This window comes from Campylobacter novaezeelandiae, assembly GCF_018968685.1.
GTDB classification, from domain to species: domain Bacteria; phylum Campylobacterota; class Campylobacteria; order Campylobacterales; family Campylobacteraceae; genus Campylobacter_D; species Campylobacter_D novaezeelandiae.
This window is the reverse complement of record NZ_CP076657.1, coordinates 113378-131250: the sequence shown is the minus strand read 5'-3', so window position 1 is coordinate 131250 and position 17873 is coordinate 113378. Positions and strand designations below refer to the sequence as shown.

Here is a 17873-nt window from a genome sequence, read left to right as displayed (position 1 = left end):
AAAATGTTCCATATTATTATGAGTGCCGATGAAAACTATATCAAATATAGTGCTGTTTTAATAACAAGTATCATCAAAAATACAAATTTATCAAAAAAATTTAAAGATTTTTGTGATCAAGAAGATTTTAGACCTTTAAAAGATAATAATACTCTTGATTCATATTCTTATTTAAAATTTGATTCTCTAAATAAAGAACAACAAGAAGAAGGTTATATTTTTCATATTTTAAGCAATTTTATAAGTCCCAAAACAGAAGAAAAACTTAGATTACTCGAAAAAGAATTAAACAATATTTATCCTTGTAAAATTTTAATTCATATTTTTAAAGATGAGCTTTTTAAAGATTTTCCAAAATCAGGAGCAGCATATAGTAATTATTTGTCTTATTATAGATTAAAAATTAATTCTGTTTTAGATGATAATATTAAAAACTGTCTTTATCTTGATTCTGATATGCTTTGTTTTTTCGATGTAAGAGAACTTTTTGCCATAGATTTAAAAGATAAAATTGTAGCTAGCGTAAATGATCCAGGCTCTAAGAAAAGAAAGATTAAATTTAAAGAAAAAGATAAAAAAATTACTTTTTATTTTGATAAAAATTATTTTAATGCAGGATTTTTACTTATTAATTTTGAAAAATATAAAAAAGAAAAAGTAGAAGAAAAAGCCCATGAACTTGCAAAAAAATGCTTTTATATTAAAGCAGCCGATCAAGATTTGTTAAATTTTGTTTTAAAAAATCAAATTCTAAGATTAGACTTTGCTTATAATTTCAACATTATTACTTATGTTTATGCCATTTGCAAAGATGAAAATAGCAATAGACTTAATTTCACTAGAGAAGAATTTAATCAAAGTTTTAAAAATCCAAAAATTTTACATTATGGTGAAAAACCTTGGAAATATCTTAAATCTCATATAAATGCCGATGGAAAAAATATCAATGATTATTGGTGGGATATGGCAAGTATAACACCTATCTTTAATAAAGAATTATTAGAAGAAAAAAAGCATATTAAAGAATACTTATATGTAGCCGCTTTAGGTTTTATGGCTTTAAAATTTTGTAATAATTATAAATTTTTTAAAATTGCTTCACTCGTTAAAAGTAAAAATGATGAGAAATATTTAGAGTGCATTAAAGAAATAAAAGATGAAGAATTTGGACTTTGTTGCGTTTTAGGAGAAAGTATTTTTTATGCTAGAAGATCCAATAAAGGAAGTTTTAGCGTGATATTAAAGCTTTTAAAAATTATTTTTCATTATAAAAAATATGGTTATAGATCAAGAATTATTTAATTTTCATAAAAATTATAAAAAAATTAAATTCTTAGATCTTTAGAATTTAAAACAAATCAAATCAACTATAAAGGTTAAATATGCCTAAAGTCTCTATTATACTTCCAACTTTTAATGTAGAAAAATATATAAAAAAAGCTTTAGATAGTTGTATAAATCAAAGTCTTAAAGATATAGAGATTATTGTAGTAGATGATTTAGGAAGTGATAATAGTATTAAAATAGCTAAAGAAGAAGCTTTAAAAGATAAAAGAATTAAAATTATTCATAATGAGAAGAATTTAGGTCTACTAGCTGCTAGATATCAAGGGGCTCTAAACGCAAATTCACCCTATATCACTTTTTTAGATCCTGATGATACCTTAGCTTTAAATGCTTGTGAGCTAGCTTTAAAAGAGATTAAAGAAGCTAATTTACTTAGATTTGGTTTTGCTAAGATTGATGAGATGGGGGGGGGTATAGAAGAAAATCTACCTAATTATAAGGATTATGAAGAATTAAAAAATATTATCAAACAATCCTCATATAAGTATTTATGGAATATCTGGAGTATTTTATTCAAAAAAGATTTTTATCTTGATACTATAAGACATCTATCTTCTTATAAAATAAATATGGCAGAAGATCTTTTAGCCTTTGCATTTCTTATTAACCCTAGTATAAAAACTGCTAATTTTATAGGATATTTTTATAATTTTAACGAGAGTTCTCTTTCAAATCCACACAAAAAAACAAAAGAACATTTACAAAGAAATTTGCAAGATTTTAAAACAGTTTCAAAAATAATAAAAAATTCAAATTTAGAAAAATTTATCATTAAAGAATTCGATTTTTATCTTGAAAAAGAAATTTTTAAATTATCTTATGATTTAAACGAACTTTCTTATTTAAGATATAAATTTCTTAAGAAAAAAATAAAACTCTATAATTTTTTAAGAAAACTAAAGTGCAAATTAAGATAAATTTTCTTGCCATTTTTTAAAAACTACTTCTTTAGAAAACTTAAGCTCTACAAGCTCTTTCGCTTTTTGTCCCATACTTTTACGCAAATTTAAATCATTCATTAAAAGTTGCAATTTTAAAGCAAATTCCCCTAAATCTCCATCTTTAATCAAAAAGCCACTTTTTCCATCTTCTATAATGTCGCTAGGACCAGAATTTATATCAAAAGCTATACAAGGTAAAGCAAAAGAAGAAGCTTCAAGCAAACTCATAGGCAAACCTTCAAAATAACTCGTCATCGCATAAATACTTGCACTTAAATATTCCTTTTCAATTTCTTTGACAAAAGGCTTTATCATTACATTTTCAATTTTTTCTTGTTTGATTTTATCTAAGAGCTTTTCTCTAGCTTCACCCTCTCCTACTATATGAAGCCTATACCCCCACCCGCTATTTTCTTTTTGAATAACTTTCCATATATCTAAAAGTCTAAAAAAACCTTTTGTATCCTCATTTGTCATTCTGCCTATAGAAAGTATAATCTTTTGTTCTAAATTTGCCTTTTCTTTTGGTAAAGATGATAAAAAGTTGGGTATAAGCCTTACATCTTTATAATACTTTTGCCAAGTGCTAAGCTCTTTAGAAGAAAGAATTATCAAAGTATCAAAGAATTTATCCCTTTTAAGAATTTTTAGTTTAGAATGCTGAATTTTTAAATAACGTGTATTTTTATTTTTAAAAAAAGGAAATTGAGTGCAGTTATTATAAATAATATAGTCTTTGTCTTTGTATCTATTTTTGATAATAAAACTTTCATAATACTTATAAACAAATTTATAAAATCCCTTTTTAATCTCATCATGACCTTTTTGATGAAAAAAGCTGATTTTTATATCAGGATTGATGAAAAAATAAGGCTTTTCATTCTTTTTATAAAAACTTAAAATTTCAATATCTAAGCCTTTATCATAAAAAAGATTTGCCAAATTACTCACAACCCTTTCAGCTCCTCCTTTTAAGGTAATATCTCCAATGATAAGCAAAATTTTCATTTATCTCCAATCTATTTTTTTATTTTTTATGGTATCTAAATAAATCTGATGATTAATTTCAAGCATATTTTTAGTATTTTCTTTATGATAAATATGATAAGCCAAGGCACTAAATTTCACTCTTTTAAATTTACCATTATTAAACAAAAATCTTGCTACAAATTCACTATCTTCTCTGCCCCAACCAACAAAATTTTCATTAAAACCACCAATAGCTTGCCAATCACTTTTATAAAAACTCATATTACAAGTTTTGCTTCCCTTTATAAGTATATGTTTTTTAAAGAATTTTTTATCAATCTTTGAAAATTTATAAATGAAATGGGCTAAAAGATTATTTTTTTTATTTTTAAAGCCTTTTTTATCAAAAGCTAGATTAAAGTCCTTTTTTTCTAAGATTTTTTTACTTTCATTTTCATTTAAAATAGTTCTAGAACCTTGCAAAAGCAAACCTTTTTGAGCAAATTTTAAATGATCTTTGATAAAATCTTTTTCTAAAATCATATCTCCGTCGATTAAAATGGTATATTCAGAATTTGAAAGTCCAATAGCATCATTACGACTCTTAGCAGCTCTAAAACCTTTATCCTCTTGCCAAGAATGCTTTAAAGGGCAAGGAAATTTTTTTTGGTATTCCTTAATTAAATTTTTTGTATCCTCTTTGGACCCATCATCTGCGATAATCACTTCATCAGGTATTAAACTAAGATTTTTAACACTATCAAGCACAAGGGCTAAACGTTTTGGCTCATTATAGGTAGTGATAATTAAAGCACAAGTTTTAGGCTTTTCTTTTGAAAACTCATAAAGCTTCATATACTTAAAAAAAGCTCCCAAAGCATTACAAACACTAATAATAAAGCCCTTATATCCATATAAAAAACCTTTTTTAAAAAAATAATTCCTACAAAAAGTCCAAATTCCTTTTAAGCTTGCCAAAAATACACTACTTTGCTTATGCATATTTTGCTCTGCCCAAAGTGAAGAATACCTTTGCATTTTATCAAGTAGATGTGAAATATTATTAAAAGCATAATGTTTAAATCCATTTTTAAGGTAAATTTTTAAGGCTTTTGGAGGCAAAATAAGGCTTTCATGGACTAAATTATCATTAAATTTAGTAAAGTTTTTATTAAATACACGCAAAACATAATCAGGCCACCATCCACAAGCTTTAATCCATTCTCCTTTATAAAGATTTTTACGCGATAAAGCTAAAATGTTTTGCTCTTTTAATTCAAGCTTTCTTAATTCTTCAATACATTCTTTTTCTAAAACCTCATCTGCATCAATGCTTAATACCCAATCATTTGTAGTATAAGAAAGTGCTAAATTTTTTAAAGGTCCAAAACCTATAAATTCACTTTGTTTGATGTGTAAAGCGGAGAATTTTTCTTTAAATTCATAAGCAATTTTTAAAGTATTATCAGAACTTTGATTATCCACTAAAATAATCTCATCAAAACAAAGCAAAGAATTCAAACATTCTTTTAGAGTAGACTCAGCATTTTTAACTATTATAATCACGCTTATTTTAGAAAAATCCATTTTGTTCCTTTTAAATAAAAGATTAATTTTAATATTTTTTAATCATAAATAAAATTAAATTATTTATTTTTTATTTAAAAAATTTATTTTTTTTTTTTTTTGATAAAATAGACATTTCAAATTTATAAAAAGTCTTTAAAACTTAAATTTTGACAAATCAAATAACTATAAAGGTTAAATATGCCTAAAGTCTCTATTATACTTCCAACTTTTAATGTAGAAAAATATATAAAAAAAGCTTTAGATAGTTGTATAAATCAAAGTCTTAAAGATATAGAGATTATTGTGGTAGATGATTTAGGAAGTGATAATAGTATTAAAATAGCTAAAGAAGAAGCTTTAAAAGATAAAAGAATTAAAATTGTTCATAATGAGAAGAATTTAGGAACCTTTGCAAGTAGAAATATAGGGGTATTAAATTCAAACTCACCTTATATAATGTTTTTAGATCCTGATGATACCTTAGCTTTAAATGCTTGTGAGTTAGCTTTAAAAGAGATTAAAGAAGCCAATTTGCTTAGATTTGGTTTTGCTAAGATTGATGAGATGGGGGGGGGTATAGAAGAAAATCTGCCTAATTATAAGGATTATGAAGAATTAAAAAATAAAATGATGCATTATAAAGGAATTGATTTTAATGTTTGTTTTTGTCTCATACAAAAAGACTTTTATTTAAAAAATCTTCAAAAACTTAATCCTTTTTTAAGACTGACTATAGCAGAAGATCTTTTAGTCTTTGCATTTCTTATCAACCCTAGCATACAAACTGCTAATTTTATAGGATATTTTTATAATTTTAATGAAAATTCTATTTCAAAAAGAAAAACAAAAGAGCAATTACAAAAAAATTTAAAAGATTATAAATCAATTTTAATTCTTCTTCAAAATTCAAATTTAGATCAATTTATTATAAAATATTTTTTCTTTCACCTTGAAAAAGAAATTCTTAAATGCTCTTATGACTTAAAAGAGCTTTCTTATTTAAAATATAAATTTTTAAAAAAGAAAGTAAAATTTTATCACTATTACCTAAAAATTAAAAATAAAATTATCTAAATTTATGGCTTTAATGATTATAATTCGTGGTATTAATAGAACAAACTTAGAATCATTTAGACATTTTTAGTTAATAATTGCTGTTAATATTTTCAATTTTATTCACCAAAATAAAAAATATAAAAAAGATCCATTTTTAATTAAAACTTGTTCTTATTATACAGATTTTTATATGCTTGAATTTATCCTATTTCTTACTTGCATACAAAAAAACTACTTCAAAAAATGAAACTTGGACTAAGATTTAAAATAACATTTCGCTTATTTAAAAAAGACTTTAAAACAAAACTACTCTGGCTTAAATCTTGTATTGATTTTAAAAAAATCAATACAATATAATATGAGCTTGCTGGGGTCCGTGCACTCCAAAAACAGTTATAAGCTCTATATCAGCCGTTCTTGATGGCCCTGCAATAAATAAAATATTACTTGGCAAAATTTTATTTTCTTTTTTTACCAAATTTAAAGCTTCACTAAGACTTTTCACTATATTTTCTTTTTGAAGTAAAACTATGCAAAGTTTTGGAGCCAAAGAAAGCATTCTAGGTTGCTCTTTGCTTGAAAGCACTAAAGCCACGCCATGAGAGCTTACCCCTGCCCTTGCGTGAATCACAGAAAAATCACTTTGAAAAACTTCAGATCTTAATTCTTCTATGTTTTTATCAAAACAAATTTTTTCATTTGCTTTAATTTTTGATAAATCCAAATTTAAGCCTTGTCCATAAATCATTTTTTGATAATCATACTTTGCCACAATTTCATTGATCTTTTCTTCAAGTTGATCTTTGGTACATTCTTCTACTATGTATTTATTATCACTCATTTTTTGCTTTAATTCACTAAGAGCATCGTCTTTGGTATTTATATGATCTATTGGATCAATACTTGGAATATAGGTAAAATCTTTTTCGCTATAAGCATTTTTGATTTTATTTAAAATACTCTCTTTGCTTTTTGAAGAAAGCTCTAAAATTCTACTACTCATAAATCACTCCTTCAAGCTTTTCTATCTCTTTATATAAATCTTTTTTAATTTGTGGCAACTCTTTAAAAGCACTCCAATTTTTAATAACAGGCAAAGAGTCTTTAAAACTATGCAATAAAGAATTAAAATAATGAGCTTTTGATAAAGAAAATTTCCATAAATTCCCATTTGTAGCCAAATCTTTAAATCTTGCAAAAGCAAAAGCTTCTGCTTTATTATGTTTAACTAAATTTGCTCCTATTGGTGGGTTATCTCCTTGTCCTACCTTATCTCTTCTTAATTTTCTAATCAAATCTGCTAATGGAATTCTAACAGGACAAACCTCCGAACAACGCCCACAAAGTGAACAAAAAGTTAAAATATCTCCTGTATAATCAATGCCAAAAATATTAGGACTAATCACTTCTCCTATAGGACCTGGATAAGTTGTTTGATAAGTATGTCCTCCTATTTGATCATAAACAGGACAAAAATTCATACAAGCTCCGCATCTTATACATCTTAGCGCTTCATAATAATCCTCATTTGAAAGCATATTGGTGCGATTATTATTAAAAAGCACAATATGCACTTCTTTAGGGCCATCTAAGTCACCATTTTTTCTAGGACCTGTAATGATATTGTTATAAGTAGGAATAAACTGCCCTGTTGCTGAAGGAGTAAGCAAAGATACCATAGTCGCTGCATCTTCAAAACTTTCCATTACTTTTTCTATACCACAAAGTGCGATATGAATATCAGGAGCTGTGGTGCACATTCTACCATTTCCTTCATTTTCTATAAGCCAAAAAGCTCCTTCTTTGGACATAGCAAAATTGACCCCACTTAAACCTAACTTCAATCCTTCAAATTCATTTCTTAAATGCTTTCTTGCTATAGCATTAAGTTTTTCAGGCTCACTCTCTAAAGCAGAACCTAACTTTTCTTCAAAAATTTTTCCAATCTCATAACGATTTCTATGAATAGCTGGGACAACTATATGGACAGGATTTTCATCATTTAACTGTAAAATAAGTTCGCCTAAATCCGTCTCAATTGCTTTAAAACCTTTATTTTCTAAATAATGATTTAAACCTATTTCCTCGCTTGCCATAGACTTTCCCTTGAGAATCTTTGTGATATTTTTTTGCACCATAAGTTCATAAATCAATTCACAAGCTTCTTCTTTGGTATCTGCCCAATGCACTATCATACCATTTGCACTAGCATTTTTCTCAAATTCCAAAAGCCTATCTTTTAAACTCATCAAAGCATTATTTTTAGCTTGTTTAGCTTTAGATCTTAAACCTTGCCAATCCTTAAATTTATCATCGATAACTTTAAGGCGATTTCTTTGCAAAGTATGCATAGCATTCATAAGATTTTCTTGCATTTGTTTATCATTGAGTTTAATTTTAACTATTTCTTTATGAGACATTTTATTCATAGACTCTCTCCTTGCAAGCGTTTATTTAAAAAATCATACAAATGTATAGCCTTTACATCAAGCCCCATCTTTTGCATCGTTCCACTGATATTTAAAAGACAGCCCCCATCCGCACTAACTAAATATTTAGCACCTGAATTTTGTATATCTTTGATCTTGCTTTTAGCCATAGCGTTTGAAATTTCTGGCTCTTTTACGCAAAACGTTCCTCCAAAACCACAGCACTCCTCTTCAAATTCTAAAGGAATAAGTTCTACATTTTTAAGTCTCTTAATCAAATTTTTATTAGCATCAATACTTTTTTGAACTCTTAAGGCGTGACAATTAGAATGCCAAGTAATTTTTATAGGCTCTCCTTTATCTTCATACTCCACATTTAAAACCTCATCTAAATACTGCGAAAGCTCTATAACTCTTTGAGAAAAATTTTTCACCTTTTCAAAATGCACATCATCTTTAAAAAGTTCCAAATAATCATGACTCATCATCCCTGCACAAGATCCGCTTGGAACTACTATAGGATAAGGTTCATCAAATAAATTTACATTATAAAGAGCTATTTCTTTACTTTCTTTAAAATATCCCGAATTAAAGGAAGGTTGAGAACAGCAAGTTTGCTTTTTCTTAAATATCACCTCAACACCTTCCCTACGCAAAAGCTTTAAAGCATTTAAAATTGTATCTTGCATAGCAGCTGTCCCTAAACAAGTTGCATAAAAATATACTTTTTTCATATTAACCTTTCTATTTTAAAACTATAGGAGGAATAATATCTTGCAAAAAGAAAGCTATAATACAAGTCCAAATTCCTACCAAAACAACAAAAGCTATAGAATACTTAAGAGTAAATTTAAAAAGCTCTGATTCTCTCCCCACAAGTCCTACAGCAGCACAAGCAACGGCTATACTTTGAGGACTGATCATTTTTCCAACTACTCCTCCTACTGAGTTGGCCGCCAAAAATAAGGCCTCACTCACTCCAAGTTTTTGTGCACTAATTTGCTGTAAAGCTCCAAAAAGCAAATTTGCACTAGTATCTGATCCTGTTAAGAAGACTCCTATCCAACCAATAATAGGAGAAAAGAAAGAAAAAGCTCCTCCTGTATGTGCAAAAGCAAGCCCTAAAGTTGAGCTCATACCACTATTTTTAGAAATAAAAGCAAAGGCCACAACAAGACCTATAGTAAGACAAGGTATAGCCATTTCTTTTAAAGTTGCACTAAAACATTCAACAGCATCATTTGCTTTAATTTTTAGTATAGCTATAGTTAAAAAAGCTGCAAAAAGTATAGCTGTTCCAGCCTGAGCGACACTTTTTCCATTAATTAAATCTATCCCAAGTCCTAGACTTACAGGTTTTAACATTGTGCTATCCACTATTGATGGGCTTAAAATACCTCCGCTTATATTATTAAAAGTTAAACTAATGCTTGTAAAAGCTAAAATTCCATCTTTTGCAAAAAGTTCTTTAAAAAATGGCTGAGTCCAAAAAATTATACACACAATAAGAAGAATAAAAGGAGTCCAAGCCTTAAGTATTAAACTAGTATTTAAATTTAATTCATTTTTAAATTCTGTTTTTCCATCTACACGATAAATATTTTTAACCTTATAAAATTTTAGAAAAACTATAGTAAAAGCAAGAGAAACAACGGCTGAAATAATACTTGGAAGTTCAGCACCCAAATAATTAGAACTTAAAAATTGAGTTAAAGTAAAACTAATTGATGCTACAAAAACTGGTGCGAAAGTTTCCCTAATGCCTTTAAATCCGTCCATTAAAAAGACAACAAAAAATGGCACTATAAAAGAAAGTGGCACAAGCATACGCCCTATCATAGCAGAAACAGCCCCACCTTGAATTCCTAAAAGATCACACATAGCGGTTACTGGTATCCCTACTGCTCCAAAAGCAACCGGAGCGGTATTTGCTATCAAACAAAGTCCAGCTGCTTGCAAAGGTTTAAAACCAAGACCTACCAAAAGTGCAGCCGTAATGGCAATAGGACCACCAAAGCCTATTGCTCCTTCTAAAAAAGAACCGAAACAAAAACCTATTAAAATAACTTGAATTCTATGATCAGGGGTGATACTCATCATACTTTGTTTAATGACTTCAAAAGAACCTGATTTAATGGAAAGCTTATAAAGAAAGATTGCTGCGATAATAATCCAAGCAATAGGCCACATTCCATTTATAAAACCCTGTATAAAACTAGCTCCAACTAAATTCCAAGGCATTTTATAAACTAATAAAGCTACCAAAGAAGCCAATACAACCGTTAAAAAACCCGCTTGATAGCCTTTTAATTTAAAAAAAACCAAACACACCAAAAAACAAAATATAGGCAAAAATGCAAATAAAGCACTAAGCCAAATATTTCCCAAAGGATCATAAATTTGCTCCCACATATTTTTCCTTTTTTTTGATTTATCTTCTTAGATTTTAGCAAAACGATAAATCAAAGTAGGAGTTTTAATAAAGATTTAAATTTAGTTGAGTATTTTTGTAACAAGAAAATTTTTTAATTTTATAGCAAAATAAACTGCATTTGCCAAAAAAACGCACATGCACATTAAAAGTGCCAAAACTATAGGAGTATTTGCATTTATAATTCCAACAAAAAATGAAATAAATCCAGCTAAGGCAAACTGCGTTGTTCCAAGTATAGCAGAGGCTGTTCCAGAGCATTGTTTAAATCTTGCCATAGCCAAAGTTGTGGTATTTGGTGCTATAAAACCAAGACTAGCTATACTTATAAAAATTAATACTTCAAAAAGATAAAAATTAGGGTTTAAAAAAGCACTTAAAAATAAAATTAAAGTTGCAATAAACATTAAAAATAATGCATAAGATAAAATTTTTTCAGAATTATATTTTAAGACTAGTTTCGCATTTATGTTTGCACAAAGAACAAAACCAAAAGCATTTATACCAAAAAGTATTGCAAATTTTTGTTCGCTCAAATCAAAAATTTTTGTAAAAACAAAACTAGATCCTGTAATATATGCAAACATAGCACTAAGAGCTAATGCAGCTGATAATATATAGGTTAAAAAAATCTTATCTTTTAAAACAATACCATAAACATTTAAAGTTTGTTTAAAAGAAAATTTTTGACTTTGAGTTAAATTCGCACTTTCTTTAAGTCCAAAAAGTATCATTAAAAATAAAATAATACCAAGAACAAATAAAGTCACAAAAATACTATGCCAAGAAAAATAATTAAGAAGCATTCCTCCAAAAGTAGGAGAAAGCATAGGTGCTAAAGAAGAAAAAACCATCATCAAAGCAAAAATTCCTGTTGCTTCTTTAATTTCAAATAAATCATTAACAATAGCCCTTGCTATAACAATACCCGCGCATCCACCAAGAGCTTGAAAAAATCTTAATAAAATAAAAAGAAAAATATTATCAACCATAACACAAGCAAAACTAGAAATCATAAAAAGCAAAATTCCAAAAAGTGCTGGTTTTTTACGTCCAAAAATATCACTTAAAGGTCCATAAATAAGTTGCCCCAAAGAAAAAGCTATAAAAAAACTTGCCAAAGAAAGCTGGGTTAGGAAAGTGCTTGTTTTAAAACTTTCTTCTACATGAGTTAAGGCTGGTAAATACATATCTGTAGAAAGAGGGGCTATACTAGACATTAAAGCTAAAATGACAATAAGTTTAAATTTTTTAAACCCTTTAATTGGAACAAGTTTTTGCATAACTTCCTTAAAAATAAAATTCAATGCAAAAATTCTATTAATAAGAATCTTAAAATAAACTTTGCATTTGTGTTAAAATATCAAAATATCATTGAAGGAAAACAATATGCAAATTTATGAAAAACAAATTCAATGTCCAAAATGTAAAGAATTTATAAATATCAACCAAGCTCTCTATACTCAAGTTTTAAATGAAGCTAATTTAGAAATTCAAAAACAAAAACAAGAATTTAATAAAGAAGTAGAAGAAAAAAGACTAGAGTATAAAAAACATTTAGCCAAACTTGAAGAAGAAAAAATAAAACAAGAAGAAATTATTAAACAAAAAATTCAAGAAGGACTAAAAAATCAAATAGAAGAGATAAAACAAACAGCACAAAAAGAGCAAGATGCGTTTAAAGAACAATTTATTCAAACTTTTATTAAAGAACACGAAAAAGAAAAACAATTAATGCAAAATGAATTGGAGAAAAAAAGCAAAGAATTAAGTGAATTGCTTTTTTTAAAAGCTGAAAATGAACAACTAAAAAGAGAACAAAAAGAAAATGAAGAAAAAATTAAATTCTTAGCCAAACAAGAAGCTTTTAAAGAATTTAAAGAACAAGAAAAGAAAAATTTAGAATTTGAAAAAGAACGCTTACGCCTTGAATTTGAGCATAAAAGAAATGAAGAAGAATTAAAGCATCAAGAATTAAAACTGCAACTTGAAAGCATTAAAAAAGAACTTGATGCTGCAAAAAGAAAAGCTGAGCAAGGATCACAACAACTCCAAGGTGAAGCACAAGAACTTCTCATAGAAGAATTTTTAAAAAACGAATTTTTAACTGATGAAATTAAAGAAGTTCCAAAAGGTATTAATGGGGCAGATTGTATACACATTGTCAAAGATCTTTTTGGAAATATTTGTGGAAGTATTTTATATGAAAGCAAAAGAACTAAAGAATTTAATAAAGAATGGCTTGATAAACTTAAACAAGATAGTATTAAAACAAAAGTAGATCTTGCCATTTTGCTTACAAAAACTATGCCAAAAGACCAACAAAAAATTCATTTTAAGGAAGGAATTTTAATTTGCACTTTCAATGAATTTAAGAGTGCAATTTGTGTTATTAGAGAAAGCATTATAAATTTTCATAAACTCAAAAATTCTTTAGAAAACAAAGAAGAAAAAAATCATCTTTTATATGAATATTTAAATTCTAAAGAATTTAGCACACAAATGACTTTAATTTTAAAAACCTACCAAAATATGAAAGAAGATTTAGAAAGCGAAATGAGAGCCATGCAAAATATATGGAAAAAAAGAGCAAGAGCTATAGAAAGTCTTAGCTTTAACTCCCATTCTATCGTAAGTTCTTTAAATGCTATATTTGGAACCCTAAGAGGAAAAAATCTTATAGGAGAAGATGGATTAAAAAGTCTTGAAAATCTAGCTAATAAAGAAGATATAGACTAAGGTTTAATTTACCTTTTTTTAAATACAATCGTGTTAAAGTATTTAAAAAATTTATAAAAAAGAGTAAAACTATGATGCCTTTTAGCGATGAAGAACTTATAAATCCTGTTAAAACTTGTTTAGAGAAAAATATGTATATTTTAGAAAGAGATGGCGGTGGATTAGAATTTTTAGGGATAAAAAAAGGTGTAGTTTATGTGCATTTAATTGGGGCTTGCAAGGGTTGTTCTGCAAGTGGGACAACTTTAAAATACGGACTTGAAAGACAATTAAAAATTGATATACATCCTGATATAACTCTTATAAATTTAGATGGTGGGGCACAAGAATTTGCAAAACTATAAACAGCTTGGTATTGATCATTTTTATAAAAAAGATTTTAATACCGCAAAAACCTATTTTTCTTTAGCTTATGAAAAAAGAAAAAACAAACGTTTACTAAATTTTATAAGTCTTTGTGACTTAGCTTTAAGCCATCCTCAAGAAGCTTTTTTACTTTTTGAATTTTATATAGATAACTATCGCTTAAAATTTATCGATAAAGATTTTGATCAAATTTTAAACTCTGTTGAATTTAAAAACACAGCATCAAAAAGCGAGTTTGAAGATGGTTATGCCCTTAATTATAAAGATTTTTTAATAAGTGAAGAAAAAATCGGTTTTAAAAAGTCTTTTGAAAATATTATTCATTCTGGAAAATTGGTCATCAATGATAGGGAAGATTTTTTAGAATTTCTAGAAAAACTCCTTGATAACGGATATAAAGATTTTACTTTAAACTATATAGAAGATGTTTTTTTACATTTTTGGGCAAATAAAAAATTTATTAAAATTCAAAAAAAACTGCTAAAGATGAAAAATGATTCTAAAATTTAAAAATACCTTTATAACTGATAATTCTTTAGAATGTCAAAAAGATTGCTTTTTCTTGTGCAATGATCAAAATAAGCAATTTGTCGATCAAGCTAAAGAAAAGGGCGCAAAAATCATTGATGTAGCCGAATGTAAAAAACTTTTAAACATTGATGAAAATATTCAAATTATTGGTATAACAGGAACAAATGGCAAAACAACTACTGCAGCTGCCATTTATTCTATTTTGTTAGATTTAGGATATAAATGTGCTCTTTGTGGAACAAGGGGTGCTTTTATCAATGATAAACAAATTAATGAAAAATCTCTAACCACAGAACCTATATTAAAAACTTTAGAATATTTAAGCAAAGCAAGTGAAGAAAAATGTGATTTTTTTGTAATGGAAGTAAGCTCGCATGCTTTAGTTCAAAATCGAATTGAGGGTTTAAAATTTAAAGCAAAAATCTTTACCAATATCACAATAGATCACCTAGACTTTCATCAAAATTTTGATAATTATCGTTTAGCCAAAGAAAGTTTTTTTACAGATGAAAGTATAAAATTTATCAATAAAGATGCAAAAGCCATACGTTTTAACATAAAAAACTCTTTTACTTATGGCATAGAAAATCCTTCTTATTATCATATTAAAGCTTATTCTTTAAATGAGGGAATATCCGCTATTGTAATGGCTAAAAATCAAAGCTTTCATATCAACTCTTCTTTACTTGGCCTTTTTAATCTTTATAATCTTTTAGCCGCAAGTGCCCTTGTCAACGAACTTTTAAAACCTGATCTAAAAAAATTAGAAGCTGCTATTTCAAATTTTGGGGGAGTTTGCGGAAGAGTTGAAGAAATAGCAAAAAATGTAATTATTGATTTTGCCCATACTCCTGATGGAATAGAAAAAATCCTTGATACCTTTAAAGATAAAAAACTAATTGTTGTTTTTGGCGCAGGAGGAAATAGAGATAAAAGCAAACGTCCCTTAATGGGAAAAATTGTTGAGCACTATGCTAAAACAGCTATTATCACAAGCGATAATCCAAGAGATGAAGAACCTGATGCAATCATAGAAGAAATTTTAAAAGGATTTGATAATAAATCAAAAGTTTTAACAATTACAGATCGTAAAGAAGCTATTTATAAGGCTTTAAAATTAAAAGAACAAGATGATTTAGTTTTGATTTTAGGTAAAGGAGATGAGAATTATCAAGAAATTAAAGGTAGAAAATATCCTTTTAATGATAAAATTATAATTCAAGAATTTTATAAAAATCAAGGAAAATAAATGTTTGATAATTTAGATCTTTCAAAAATGGGAGAACTTTTAAATAAGGTTCAAGAACAAGCAAAGGCTATAGAATCAGAACTTGATAAAAAAGAATTTTGTGCAAAAAGTGGTGCAGGACTTGTCAAAGTAAGCGCAAATGGAAAAGGTGAAATTATTGATATTGCCATAGATGACTCTTTGCTTGAAGATAAAGAATCTTTGCAAATTTTACTTATTTCGGCTACAAATGATGTTTTAGCTATGGTTGCAAAAAATCGTAATTCATTGGCTACTGATGTTTTAGGAGGGTTAAAATTATGATTAAATTCCTATTAAGTTTTTGTATTTTAATTTCTTTATCTTTTGCAGTAGAAAGACCTAAATTTGAAGATTTTGCAGCTTGCTATGAAAGAAATAAAGCAAGTAAATTAAACTATGAGGGCATGGATGCTTTTGTTTTAGGAGAAAATCTACTTGCTGTTATAAAAAAACCCAATACAAAGCTTAACAAATATGTAAAATACGATCCTTTTTTAAATTTATATCTTGTAAGGACTGATTTTAGTCTTATTCCTACAAAAATGGTAGATGAACAAAACTTAACTCGTAGCGATTGGGTAGGAGTTTTAGATCCAAATAAAGCTTATATAGGTCACATCAAGTATTTAGCACAAAATATCAATGAAAAAGATCAACTTGATTTTAATTCAAAAATTGGAATTTTAAGCACACCTTGCTGTAATATGTTAGGTATTGCGCTCAATAATGGTTCTTTTATTGGGAATCGCTATTTAAAACATTTTATAAAATATAATGATGTTTATTGGGGTGATATTGGAGTTGACTTTACTATTAGAGAAAATAAAATATATGTTCATAATGTAAGAAAAAATGCTCAATTTTTAGTTAATGATCAAATTCTTAGTGTTGATGGAGAAAATATAAAAGACTTAAGAAAACTTAATGAGAAAATTCTTTTTGCTGATAGAGGAAGTACACTTTACTTTAATGTTTTAAGAGACAATCAAGAACTCAATATATCAAGCCTTGTTTTTGAAAAGGATATAAGTCATTTTAATCTCCCAAATAATAAACCAAAACCAGCTCCAACAAGCTTTAAAAGTAATTTAGGTTTAAGCGTCAATAAAGCTCTTATTGTAACAAAAGTTGAGCCAAATTCCAAAGCAGCCACAGCTGGATTTATGGTCGGTGATAAAATTTTACGCGTTAACAATCAAATTATTAAAGATTTTAAAAATTTACAAGATATTCTCATCAAAGGCAATGATTTTAATATTTTAATTCAAAGAAAAAGTGATAAATTGCCTCTAAGTCGTTTTTATGATAATTTAGCAACTGACATTAATTCTAGAGCAGATGGAGAATTTCAATTTTTCATAAGGCTTAGAAAGTGAAAGAACTTTTTACAAAACATTTAAATAATCACCTTCCAAATATAAAAAGTTTTCATCCTTTTTTTAATGAAGCTTTAACTTCAATGCTTAAAGCTGGAGGAAAACACTTTCGTGCTCAACTTCTTTTAGGGGTAGTAGAAGCTAAAAATCCAAAACTTTTACCTGATGCATTAGATGCTGCTTTAGCCTTAGAATTTATTCATACTTATTCTTTAATTCATGATGATTTACCTGCTATGGATAATGCTGATTTTCGTCGCAATCTTAAAACTTTGCACAAAACTTACGATGAGGCTACAGCTATTTTAGTAGGTGATGCTTTAAATACTGAAGCTTTTTTATTGCTCTCGCGCTTAAAGCTAAAGGATAGCATTAAAATTAATTTAATCCAAACTCTTGCTTTCAATGCAGGAATTAATGGCATGATTATAGGACAAGCCATTGATTGTTTTTTTGAAAATAAAAAACTAAATTTAGAAGAGCTTAAATTTTTGCACATACATAAAACTGCTAAATTAATAGCTGCTAGTTTAAAAATGGGCTGTGAAATTTGTGAATTAAATTCACAAGAAACTGAACAAATTTACAATATAGGCCTAAAACTTGGACTTATTTTCCAAATTAATGATGATATTATCGATGTCATAATGAGCGAAAAAGAAAGTGGTAAGCCTTCAAAATCTGATATCAATAAAAATTCTTTCGTTAATTTACTAGGACTTGAGCAAGCTATTTTGCATAAAGAAAAATTAATCGAAGAATGTAAAAATAATCTTCAAATTTTAGATAAAAACCTAACAAAAACATTATTTAATCTAATTACACAATATTTACAATAAAAGGTAAAAT

The 17873-nt window shown here is 27.4% G+C and carries 17 protein-coding genes; 10 read left to right on the top strand and 7 right to left on the bottom strand.

The window, feature by feature from the left end:
• The first annotated feature begins 3 nt into the window (after nucleotides 1-3).
• Nucleotides 4-1302, top strand: coding sequence for a glycosyltransferase family 8 protein (locus CNZW441b_RS00795; RefSeq protein WP_216681418.1), 1299 nt, complete (start codon nucleotides 4-6; stop codon nucleotides 1300-1302).
• 80 nt (nucleotides 1303-1382) lie between these two features.
• The gene (locus tag CNZW441b_RS00790; protein WP_131165754.1) at nucleotides 1383-2264 is read left to right on the top strand and encodes a glycosyltransferase family 2 protein; all 882 of its coding nucleotides are present in this window, start codon (nucleotides 1383-1385) and stop codon (nucleotides 2262-2264) included.
• Here CNZW441b_RS00790 and CNZW441b_RS00785 read toward each other — a convergent pair.
• Nucleotides 2256-3296: a glycosyltransferase family 4 protein gene (locus CNZW441b_RS00785; RefSeq protein WP_216681417.1), complete on the bottom strand. Its 1041-nt coding sequence runs from the start codon at nucleotides 3294-3296 to the stop codon at nucleotides 2256-2258. The genes CNZW441b_RS00790 and CNZW441b_RS00785 overlap by 9 nt on opposite strands.
• Nucleotides 3297-4844 carry a glycosyltransferase family 2 protein gene (locus tag CNZW441b_RS00780; RefSeq protein ID WP_216681416.1) on the bottom strand — a complete coding sequence of 516 codons (1548 nt, stop codon included), beginning with the start codon at nucleotides 4842-4844 and terminating at the stop codon, nucleotides 3297-3299.
• A gap of 180 nt (nucleotides 4845-5024) precedes the next feature.
• Between CNZW441b_RS00780 and CNZW441b_RS00775 the strand changes: the two genes are divergently transcribed.
• The gene (locus CNZW441b_RS00775) at nucleotides 5025-5900 is read left to right on the top strand and encodes a glycosyltransferase family 2 protein (RefSeq protein WP_131165756.1); all 876 of its coding nucleotides are present in this window, start codon (nucleotides 5025-5027) and stop codon (nucleotides 5898-5900) included.
• A 325-nt stretch (nucleotides 5901-6225) separates the two neighbouring features.
• Here the strand turns inward: CNZW441b_RS00775 and CNZW441b_RS00770 are convergent, their stop codons facing one another.
• From CNZW441b_RS00770 to CNZW441b_RS00750, 5 genes are all read right to left on the bottom strand, one after another.
• Nucleotides 6226-6885: a LutC/YkgG family protein gene (locus tag CNZW441b_RS00770; RefSeq protein ID WP_131164064.1), complete on the bottom strand. Its 660-nt coding sequence runs from the start codon at nucleotides 6883-6885 to the stop codon at nucleotides 6226-6228.
• Entirely contained in the window at nucleotides 6878-8311 is a 1434-nt protein-coding gene (locus CNZW441b_RS00765) for a LutB/LldF family L-lactate oxidation iron-sulfur protein (protein WP_131164063.1), read from the bottom strand. The genes CNZW441b_RS00770 and CNZW441b_RS00765 overlap by 8 nt, the downstream gene beginning before the upstream one ends.
• Nucleotides 8308-9045: a (Fe-S)-binding protein gene (locus tag CNZW441b_RS00760; RefSeq protein ID WP_131164062.1), complete on the bottom strand. Its 738-nt coding sequence runs from the start codon at nucleotides 9043-9045 to the stop codon at nucleotides 8308-8310. Before CNZW441b_RS00760 ends, CNZW441b_RS00765 begins: the two co-directional genes overlap by 4 nt.
• A 10-nt stretch (nucleotides 9046-9055) precedes the next feature.
• Nucleotides 9056-10723 carry an L-lactate permease gene (locus tag CNZW441b_RS00755; protein ID WP_131165757.1) on the bottom strand — a complete coding sequence of 556 codons (1668 nt, stop codon included), beginning with the start codon at nucleotides 10721-10723 and terminating at the stop codon, nucleotides 9056-9058.
• A gap of 81 nt (nucleotides 10724-10804) precedes the next feature.
• Nucleotides 10805-12025 (bottom strand): multidrug effflux MFS transporter, encoded by a 1221-nt coding sequence (locus CNZW441b_RS00750; protein ID WP_131164060.1) that lies wholly within the window; start codon nucleotides 12023-12025, stop codon nucleotides 10805-10807.
• A gap of 106 nt (nucleotides 12026-12131) precedes the next feature.
• Here CNZW441b_RS00750 and CNZW441b_RS00745 point away from each other — a divergent pair, with 106 nt between their 5' ends.
• The 7 genes from CNZW441b_RS00745 (at nucleotide 12132) to CNZW441b_RS00715 (ending at nucleotide 17863) form a co-directional block, all read left to right on the top strand.
• Nucleotides 12132-13481, top strand: a complete 1350-nt coding sequence (locus tag CNZW441b_RS00745) for a DUF2130 domain-containing protein (protein ID WP_131164059.1) — start codon at nucleotides 12132-12134, stop codon at nucleotides 13479-13481.
• A gap of 71 nt (nucleotides 13482-13552) precedes the next feature.
• Nucleotides 13553-13825 (top strand): NifU family protein, encoded by a 273-nt coding sequence (locus CNZW441b_RS00740; RefSeq protein WP_131164058.1) that lies wholly within the window; start codon nucleotides 13553-13555, stop codon nucleotides 13823-13825.
• Nucleotides 13812-14357 carry a histidine kinase gene (locus CNZW441b_RS00735; protein WP_131186410.1) on the top strand — a complete coding sequence of 182 codons (546 nt, stop codon included), beginning with the start codon at nucleotides 13812-13814 and terminating at the stop codon, nucleotides 14355-14357. Before CNZW441b_RS00740 ends, CNZW441b_RS00735 begins: the two co-directional genes overlap by 14 nt.
• Nucleotides 14341-15627 (top strand): UDP-N-acetylmuramoyl-L-alanyl-D-glutamate--2,6-diaminopimelate ligase, encoded by a 1287-nt coding sequence (locus CNZW441b_RS00730; protein WP_216681415.1) that lies wholly within the window; start codon nucleotides 14341-14343, stop codon nucleotides 15625-15627. The genes CNZW441b_RS00735 and CNZW441b_RS00730 overlap by 17 nt, the downstream gene beginning before the upstream one ends.
• On the top strand, nucleotides 15628-15930 hold the full coding sequence (locus tag CNZW441b_RS00725) for a YbaB/EbfC family nucleoid-associated protein (protein WP_131164055.1): 303 nt from the start codon (nucleotides 15628-15630) through the stop codon (nucleotides 15928-15930).
• Nucleotides 15927-17024 (top strand): PDZ domain-containing protein, encoded by a 1098-nt coding sequence (locus tag CNZW441b_RS00720; RefSeq protein ID WP_424944993.1) that lies wholly within the window; start codon nucleotides 15927-15929, stop codon nucleotides 17022-17024. Before CNZW441b_RS00725 ends, CNZW441b_RS00720 begins: the two co-directional genes overlap by 4 nt.
• Nucleotides 17021-17863: a polyprenyl synthetase family protein gene (locus CNZW441b_RS00715; RefSeq protein ID WP_131164054.1), complete on the top strand. Its 843-nt coding sequence runs from the start codon at nucleotides 17021-17023 to the stop codon at nucleotides 17861-17863. The genes CNZW441b_RS00720 and CNZW441b_RS00715 overlap by 4 nt, the downstream gene beginning before the upstream one ends.
• Nucleotides 17864-17873: the final 10 nt, after the last annotated feature.

Bases quoted from the DNA above. Each gene is read 5' to 3' on its own strand.
- CNZW441b_RS00725 (WP_131164055.1), top strand. From the start codon at position 15,628: ATGTTTGATAATTTAGATCTTTCAAAAATGGGAGAACTTTTAAATAAG.
- CNZW441b_RS00745 (WP_131164059.1), top strand. From the start codon at position 12,132: ATGCAAATTTATGAAAAACAAATTCAATGTCCAAAATGTAAAGAATTT.
- CNZW441b_RS00730 (WP_216681415.1), top strand. From the start codon at position 14,341: ATGATTCTAAAATTTAAAAATACCTTTATAACTGATAATTCTTTAGAA.
- CNZW441b_RS00760 (WP_131164062.1), bottom strand. From the start codon at position 9,045: ATGAAAAAAGTATATTTTTATGCAACTTGTTTAGGGACAGCTGCTATG.
- CNZW441b_RS00755 (WP_131165757.1), bottom strand. From the start codon at position 10,723: ATGTGGGAGCAAATTTATGATCCTTTGGGAAATATTTGGCTTAGTGCT.
- CNZW441b_RS00770 (WP_131164064.1), bottom strand. From the start codon at position 6,885: ATGAGTAGTAGAATTTTAGAGCTTTCTTCAAAAAGCAAAGAGAGTATT.
- CNZW441b_RS00795 (WP_216681418.1), top strand. From the start codon at position 4: ATGTTCCATATTATTATGAGTGCCGATGAAAACTATATCAAATATAGT.
- CNZW441b_RS00765 (WP_131164063.1), bottom strand. From the start codon at position 8,311: ATGAATAAAATGTCTCATAAAGAAATAGTTAAAATTAAACTCAATGAT.
- CNZW441b_RS00790 (WP_131165754.1), top strand. From the start codon at position 1,383: ATGCCTAAAGTCTCTATTATACTTCCAACTTTTAATGTAGAAAAATAT.
- CNZW441b_RS00775 (WP_131165756.1), top strand. From the start codon at position 5,025: ATGCCTAAAGTCTCTATTATACTTCCAACTTTTAATGTAGAAAAATAT.
- CNZW441b_RS00720 (WP_424944993.1), top strand. From the start codon at position 15,927: ATGATTAAATTCCTATTAAGTTTTTGTATTTTAATTTCTTTATCTTTT.
- CNZW441b_RS00740 (WP_131164058.1), top strand. From the start codon at position 13,553: ATGATGCCTTTTAGCGATGAAGAACTTATAAATCCTGTTAAAACTTGT.
- CNZW441b_RS00780 (WP_216681416.1), bottom strand. From the start codon at position 4,844: ATGGATTTTTCTAAAATAAGCGTGATTATAATAGTTAAAAATGCTGAG.
- CNZW441b_RS00750 (WP_131164060.1), bottom strand. From the start codon at position 12,025: ATGCAAAAACTTGTTCCAATTAAAGGGTTTAAAAAATTTAAACTTATT.
- CNZW441b_RS00785 (WP_216681417.1), bottom strand. From the start codon at position 3,296: ATGAAAATTTTGCTTATCATTGGAGATATTACCTTAAAAGGAGGAGCT.